Consider the following 7,156-nt stretch of genomic DNA (forward strand, 5'->3'; position numbering starts at 1 on the left):
GCGCCTGTGGCGCGACGCGCTGGCCAGCGGCCAGCCGGCGCAGGCGCTGCGCCCGGTGCTGCTGCACCTGGCCTCGATGCAGCGTGGCATGGCTACCGGCGTGCAGCGTTGCCCCGGGCGTTCGCGCATCCGCAAGCGCCAGGTGTTCGGGCGCATGCAGCGTGCGCGCCTGTTCCTGGAAGGAAACAGCCACCGCGTGGTGCGCATCGGCGAACTGGCCGAGCTGACCAACTTCTCCAGCTGGTACCTCTCCAAGACCTTCCAGAGCCTGTACGAAGAGAGCCCGCAGTCGCTGTCCGCCCGCCTCCGGCTGGAGCGTGCGGCCGACCTGCTGCGCGATACCGACATGATGATCGGCGAAGTGGCCGCGGCCAGCGGTTTCGACAACTGCTGCAGCTTCGCGCGCGCCTTCCGCGCCCGTTATGGCCAGTCCGCGTCGGGTTTCCGCCAGACCGGCGGGACGCTTCCGCCAAAGTCGGCAAACAGTCCGGTGGCATCGCGCAAATAATTAACGGTAACGCAATCGTAACTTTCCGAGGCGGTTTAACACGCTACTAACGTACCTTGGAGAGATTGATGAATTTTCGTACTCCCGCAGTGCGGCTGGGTCTTCTGCCGGCCGGCATTGCGCTGGCGCTCGTGCCGAGCTTCGCTTCGGCACAGGAAGCAGCCTCCGGCACCACTGACCTCGATCGCATCTCGGTCACCGGCTCGCGCATCCGTGGCGCCGACATGGAGACCCAGCAGCCGATCCTGACGATGACCCGCGAATCCCTGGAAAAGCAGGGCTTCTCGAGCGTCGCTGACGTGCTGAACAACCTGACCTCGGCCGGCTCGCCGGCCATTTCGCGTTCGGAGTCGCTGGCTTCGGGCGAAAACGTCGGCGGCTACTACGTCGACATCCGCAACCTGGGCGCCGAGCGCACCCTCGTGCTGATGAACGGCAAGCGCCTTGGCGCTTCCACCGCCGGCCTGCAGGACCTGAGCCAGATCCCGATGTCGGCCGTCGAGCGCATCGAGATCCTGAAGGACGGTGCTTCGTCGATCTACGGTTCCGACGCCATTGCCGGCGTGGTCAACGTGATCACCCGCAAGAACTTCGACGGCGGCGAAGCCCAGGTCTATGTCGGCCAGTACGACAAGGGCGACGGCGAAACCCAGCAGTACTCCATGACCCTGGGTGCTACCGGCGAGCGCGGCAGCCTGACCCTGTCGGCCGAGTACAACAAGCAGGATCCGGTGTGGGCAAAGGACCGTTGGTACAGCCGTGACGGCAGCCTGGGTCCGCTCTCCACCTCGGCCGACTGGAGCCCGATCAGCCAGAACGGCAGCTGGTGCAACCCGCTGGCCTACGACTGCTCGCGCACGTCCAAGACCGCCGTGTGGCAGACCCTCAATGAGGGTGGCAACCCGAACAACCCGAACGACTACCACGCGCTGACCGCCGACGAGTACGCCAACTCCAACCAGCAGATGACCCTGCTGACCGGTGTCGAGCGCAAGTCGCTGTACGTCAACGGCACCTACGACTTCACCGACACCATCAGCCTGAACACCGACGTGCTCTACAACGAGCGCAAGACGTTCCAGCAGATCGCCGGCTACCCGTACCAGTCGTCTTCGTTCACCACTCCGCTGACCGCCGGTAGCGCGTTCAACCCGGTTGGCCAGAATGTCGACTTCCGTCGCCGCCTGTGGGAAGTGCCGCGCACCACCGACAGCCAGCTGAAGACCCTGCGCTTCGCCCCGACCGTCAGCGGCTACTTCGAGCTGGCCGGCAAGACCTTCGACTGGGACGTCGGCGCGCTGTGGAACCGCAACGAGTCGGTCAAGTCCAACTACGGCGACATGAGCCTGATCGCCGCCAAGCAGGCGCTGGGCCCCTCGTTCATCGACGCAAACGGCGTTGCCCGTTGCGGCACCGCGGCCAACCCGACCGTGGGCGACTGCCTGCCGTGGAACCCGCTGCTGCCGTACGGCGTCGCTGGCGCAGGTTCGCTGTCGAACCCGGAGCTGGTGAACTTCCTGTTCCCGACCTACACCACCCGTGGTGAAACCAAGACCACCAGCTTCACCGCCAACCTGGCCGGTTCGATCGTGACCCTGCCGGCTGGCGACCTCGGCTTTGCCGTGGGCGTGGAGCACCGCAAGGAAGAAGGCAGCTATGTGCCGGACGCCTTCGCACAGTCTGGCCAGTCCACCGGCCTGGGCCAGAAGCCGACCCGGGGCGAGTACGACCTGAACGAGGTCTACCTCGAACTGAACGTGCCGATCCTGTCGGACATGGCCTATGCCAAGGAACTGACCTTCAACGCTGCAAGCCGTTACTCGGATTACAGCAACTTCGGCGGCACCACCAACAGCAAGTTCGGCCTGACCTGGCGTCCGATGGACGAGCTGCTGGTCCGTGGCACCTACGCCGAGGGCTTCCGCGCTCCGACCATCAGCGACCTGTACGGTGGCCTGAGCTCGAGCTTCGAGTCGTACATCGATCCGTGCGGCACCACCGCGCCGGGCAGCGTTGCCGGCAACGGTCCGTGCTCGGCCGCTGGCGTTCCGGCCGACTACGTGCAGCTGGGCCAGGGCAACAACGTGTGCTCGACCCTGCCGTGCCAGTCGGGTGACCAGTTCATCTCGGGTGCCAACCCGAACCTGTCGCCGGAAACCTCCAAGAGCAAGACCGTCGGCCTTGTCTGGAGCCCGCGTTGGGTGCAGGGCCTGGACATCTCGCTGGACTGGTACCGCTACGAAATCAGCAACATGATCATTGCTGACAGCGTCGACCGCATCCTGCGCGACTGCTACGTGCTGGGTAACAGCGCCCGTTGCGAAAGCGTCGTGCGTGCCGATGACGGCCACGTCAGCGCGATCACCTACGGCACCGCCAACCTCGGCGCGATGGAAACCGAAGGCTACGACCTGGGCATCAAGTACCGCCTGCCGGAGCTGGCCATCGGCCAGTTCAACATCGACTGGCAGACCAGCTACATGTCCAAGTACGACGAGCAGGGCCAGAACGCTGCCGGCGACAACATCATGATCGGTCGCGTCGGCGAAGCCGGCCTGTTCCGCGTGCGTTCGAACCTGGGCGTGAACTGGCAGTACGGCGATTTCGGTGTGAACTACACCGCGCGCTACTACTCGGGCATGAAGGAAGGCTGCATCGACACCGGCGAGTTCTGGTGCAATGCCCCGGATCACATGGCCAATGGCGAAGCCGATCCGCTGCGCAAGACCGGCTCCAACACCTTCCACGACCTGCAGGTCAGCTGGAAGGCGCCGTGGGATGCCACCATCGCCCTGGGCGCGAACAACGTGTTCGACCACAAGGGTCCGCTGATGTACTCGGCGCCGAACTCGAGCTTCGCCTACTACGGCGGCTTCGACATCGGTCGCTTCCTGTACATGAAGTACACCCAGAAGTTCTGATCCATCGGAACCCTGGTGCAGTAAAAGGAGGGCGGACCGCAAGGTCCGCCCTTTTTTTCAGATCACGACCAACGGTCGTGATCCACCGATTGCATGGCGCAAAAAAAATGGCGTGCCGAGGCACGCCATCATCGTTTCTCAAACCATCGCCGGTAGGCAACGACCGTGGGTCGTTGCGCCCTATGCGTCTGCCGTAGCGAGCCCCATCAACCCATTGGCATGGTCGCGCCACTGCGGCAGCTTGCCCAGCACGCCGGCACGCTGCAGGTACTCCTCGTCCACCGGGTCGCCGTTTACCAGCGCCAGCGCCACGTGCACCGCACCGGTCACCCAGAAGCTGCGCGTGTTCGAGCGCTGCGGCTGCAGGTGGAACGCCACCGCCTCGATGATCGGCATCGGCAAACCCCACAGTCCCAGCAGGTAGGCGCCGGCTTCGCTGTGGCCCGGGCGCGGGTCGGCATCGCTCGCCGGCTCGCTGCGTTCGTTGCGCACTCCCGGCAGCAGCAGGCCGATGTCGGCCAGCAGCGCGGCGGTTGCGCCCAGCTCGGCGCTCGACTCCGGCAGCAGCTTGGCGGCCAGCCGCGAGGCCAGCAGCGCGCGCTGCTGCAGCGCGTTGCGCTCGGCACCGGACAGGGCCGAGGCGGAAAACACCTCGCTGGCCAGGACCAGGTCGCGCAGCGTGGCCAGGCCGAGCCGGGTCACCGCGCTACGCAGGTCGGAAATGGTCCGGCCGCTGTTGAAGAAGGCCGAATTGGACAGCTGCAGCACTTTGGCGGCGATCGCCGGATCGGCGGAGACCAGCTTGGCCACGTCGGCGGTGTCGGTGTCGTCGTCGTGCTCCAGCGCCTGGGTCAGGCTCAGGTACAGGTGCGGCGGCGAAGGCAGCTTTTCGATCCGGCCAATGGCGCTGCGCAGGCGCTCGCTGTCGAGCAGCTCACGCAGCTCTTCCAGGCTGGTCAACGCTTCCAGCAGTACCTCCGGTGCCAGTGGCAATGGCAGGAACCGGTGCGCCACGCCGATCAGGCGGGCCGGCGGCGGGCGATTGCCCTGGGCCGCTTCGACCAGCGCGATGCGGATTGTTTCCGGACGCAGCGTCCGGATCTGGCCCAGCAGCGTGGTCGCGGTGAGATCAGGCAGGGCGGGGCAGGCAATCACCGCATCGATCGGCGTGGACGCCACGATGCTCATGGCCGTCTGGCCATCGGCGGCGGTCAACGGCTCCCACTCTTCCCCAAGATCGGCAATGAAATCCAACAGCTCAGCCGACAGGCTGGCTTCGTCCCCAACTAGCAGAATACGCACGACACAATCCCCTGGGTGACCACGGTGGTACGCACCGTGGACGGTGTAGAAGTCGCAATGTACCCAATTCGGCACAAACAGTGATGTGCCTCATTGTAAAAACGTGATGCCCATCGCTCCGACGGCGTGCCGGAGCGAGGTCATTCAGTTTCAGCCGCCGTTGGACAGGTAGCGCTGATGGGCGTCGATCAGGATCTGCTTGGCTTCAGCGGCGCCGCCCCAGCCGTCCAGCTTGACCCACTTGCCCTTCTCCAGGTCCTTGTAATGCTCGAAGAAGTGGCCGATGCGCTCCAGCCAGTGGCTGGACACCTGCTCGATGTCTTCCACGTGTGCGTAGCCGCTGAAGACCTTGGCAACCGGCACGGCCAGGATCTTTTCGTCACTGCCGGCTTCGTCGCTCATCTTCAGCACGCCGACCGGACGGCAGCGCACGACCGAACCCGGGATCAGCGGCAGCGGCAGCACCACCAGCACGTCGGCCGGGTCACCGTCGCCGCACAAGGTGCTCGGCACGTAGCCGTAGTTGCACGGGTAGCGCATCGGGGTGGACAGGATGCGGTCGACGAAGATCGCGCCGGTTTCCTTGTCCACTTCGTACTTGACCGGTTCCGAGTCCTTCGGGATCTCGATGATGACGTTGATTTCTTCCGGCGGGTTCTTGCCGGGCGAGACGAGTTCCAGACCCATGGTGTGCTCCGAGAGGGGGGATGGCGCGATAAGACCTCCCATTTTATGCCTTTGCCGGCCGCCGTGCAGGGTGGGTCGCAGCCGACCTGATGCCGCGGCAATCGCCGACCGCCACCCGGGCGCCACGCTGATCGTCCCGGAGGCGGGCCCGACGCAAGGTAGGGCACCTGCCACGGAGTCCGCCCATGACCGCCCGATCCCCTCGTCTGCGCCGCGCGCTGCCGCTGTCGGCCCCTCTGCTTCTGCTGCCGCTGGCCCTGCCGTCCCTGGCAGGCACCAGTACACCGCGCTACATCGACCTGGCCGAGCGGCTCGGGCCAGGCGAGCCGGCCGACGACACCGCCCACCGGGAGCTCAACCGCTGGCTGGTCGACGAATTCACCGATGCCTGCCCGGACGCGTTCTGCGCCGGGGCCGTGGACAATTACCGGCCGCTGCGCCTGGACTGCGTGGTCGATACCCGCACCGACCAGATCCATGCCTGCCGCTTCGCCGTGGTCGCCAGCCAGACCCGGGTCGACCCCGCCAACGGCGCCATCACCACCGAGCTCAGCCAGTGGTACTGCCGGCTGCCGCTGCAGCCGGGGCTGCCTGCGGGCACGTTCCTCGCCCACATGACCACCCTGCAGCCGGACAGCTCCGGCTATCTGTTCAACCGCCTGCCCGGAAGCGGGCTGTCGCTGTTCGACGTCCTGCGCCGCTGCCTGTCCTGACCCGCCTTTCAAGGAGATCTGCCATGAATGTTGTGCCACCCCTGCTCCGGACCTCTCTTCTGGCTGCCGCGCTGACCGTGCTGTGGCCCGGCCCGTCGGCCAGCGCCGCGCCGGTGATTCCGCCGACGCATGTTGATCTGGTCGACTACCCCACGCCGCAGGCGCAGTGGAACGCCTTCCGCGACCTCCGGCATCGTCTGGAAAACGACTTCGATGACGTCTGCGCCGACACCTTCTGCGAGGGCGAATACAGCGATTACCACTCGATGAAGCTGCGCTGCTCGGTGGAGCGGGTGAGCGGGCGGGTCAACAGCTGCGGCTGGGCCTTCGCCGCCAGCGAACTGCAGGTGGACCCGGACACCGGCGCACTGGTCACCCGGCAACCCACCTGGCTGTGCCGCTTCCCGATCGGCGCCCACACCAACGTGGAAGCATTGCTGGCCTCGCTGGACGGACCGAAGCCGCTGTTCCAGCCGCTGCCCGGCACGGGCAGGACCGTGTTCGAGGCATTGGCCAACTGCCTGCGCTAGCCTGCCGGCATGGATTCACTGCTTGCCGCCGCCGCCCGCGCCCTCGCCGCGGGCGATGTCCTGACCGCGCTGGGCCATGTGGCCCTGCGCGGCGATCCCCCGGCACTGGCGCTGCGTGGCGTGGCCATGGCCCAGCTGGGCGAGCTGGAGCGCGCACGTGAGCTGCTGCGGCTGGCCCGGCGCGGCTTTGGCGCCGACGAGGTCCTGGCCCGGGCGCGCTGCGTGGTAGCCGAGGCCGAAGTGGCATTGGCGCTCCGCGACCTCACCGGTCCCATCCTTCCCCTGCAGCTCGCCGCTGCCGAACTGGCCCGGCGTGGCGACCCGCATAACGCCTCCCAGGCCTGGCTGATCCTGGCGCGCCGCGGGTTGCTGCTGGGTCGTCGGCAGGAAGCCGCCGAGGCTCTGGCCCGCCTGCGCGGCGGCACATCCACGCCGGCCCTGGCGGCGATGGCTTCCCTGACCGAGGCGGCGCTCGCCGCGTGCGCGCTGCAGATG

At 66.6% G+C, this 7,156-nt stretch carries 6 protein-coding genes and 1 pseudogene; 5 read left to right on the plus strand and 2 right to left on the minus strand.

Features of this window, described 5'->3' with window-relative positions; translation table 11 throughout:
• Positions 1–508: helix-turn-helix transcriptional regulator (locus tag RWO33_RS18070; RefSeq protein WP_314106595.1), on the plus strand; the 508-nt coding region annotated here is incomplete at its 5' end.
• 68 nt (positions 509–576) lie between these two features.
• Complete coding sequence (locus RWO33_RS18075; RefSeq protein ID WP_314106597.1) at positions 577–3,429, plus strand: TonB-dependent receptor; 2,853 nt, start codon at positions 577–579, stop codon at positions 3,427–3,429.
• A gap of 180 nt (positions 3,430–3,609) precedes the next feature.
• Here the strand turns inward: RWO33_RS18075 and RWO33_RS18080 are convergent, their stop codons facing one another.
• Positions 3,610–4,731: an HDOD domain-containing protein gene (locus RWO33_RS18080; protein ID WP_314106599.1), complete on the minus strand. Its 1,122-nt coding sequence runs from the start codon at positions 4,729–4,731 to the stop codon at positions 3,610–3,612.
• A 150-nt stretch (positions 4,732–4,881) separates the two neighbouring features.
• Positions 4,882–5,418, minus strand: a complete 537-nt coding sequence (gene ppa, locus RWO33_RS18085) for an inorganic diphosphatase (protein ID WP_145479274.1) — start codon at positions 5,416–5,418, stop codon at positions 4,882–4,884.
• A gap of 185 nt (positions 5,419–5,603) precedes the next feature.
• On the opposite strand from ppa, the gene RWO33_RS18090 reads away from it, so the two are divergent.
• The 3 genes and pseudogenes from RWO33_RS18090 to RWO33_RS18100 form a co-directional block, all read left to right on the plus strand.
• Positions 5,604–6,131, plus strand: coding sequence for a hypothetical protein (locus RWO33_RS18090; protein WP_314106601.1), 528 nt, complete (start codon positions 5,604–5,606; stop codon positions 6,129–6,131).
• A 23-nt stretch (positions 6,132–6,154) separates the two neighbouring features.
• On the plus strand, positions 6,155–6,661 hold the full coding sequence (locus RWO33_RS18095) for a hypothetical protein (protein ID WP_314106603.1): 507 nt from the start codon (positions 6,155–6,157) through the stop codon (positions 6,659–6,661).
• Between the two features lie 9 nt (positions 6,662–6,670).
• A pseudogene (locus tag RWO33_RS18100) lies at positions 6,671–7,156 on the plus strand (helix-turn-helix domain-containing protein); the annotation flags it as partial.

The sequence above is a fragment of the uncultured Stenotrophomonas sp. genome, assembly GCF_963519925.1.
Lineage (GTDB): Bacteria > Pseudomonadota > Gammaproteobacteria > Xanthomonadales > Xanthomonadaceae > Stenotrophomonas > Stenotrophomonas maltophilia_AE.

Coding starts and splice junctions, on each gene's coding strand:
- RWO33_RS18095 (WP_314106603.1), top strand. CDS start 6,155: ATGAATGTTGTGCCACCCCTGCTCCGGACCTCTCTTCTGGCTGCCGCG.
- RWO33_RS18075 (WP_314106597.1), top strand. CDS start 577: ATGAATTTTCGTACTCCCGCAGTGCGGCTGGGTCTTCTGCCGGCCGGC.
- ppa (WP_145479274.1), bottom strand. CDS start 5,418: ATGGGTCTGGAACTCGTCTCGCCCGGCAAGAACCCGCCGGAAGAAATC.
- RWO33_RS18090 (WP_314106601.1), top strand. CDS start 5,604: ATGACCGCCCGATCCCCTCGTCTGCGCCGCGCGCTGCCGCTGTCGGCC.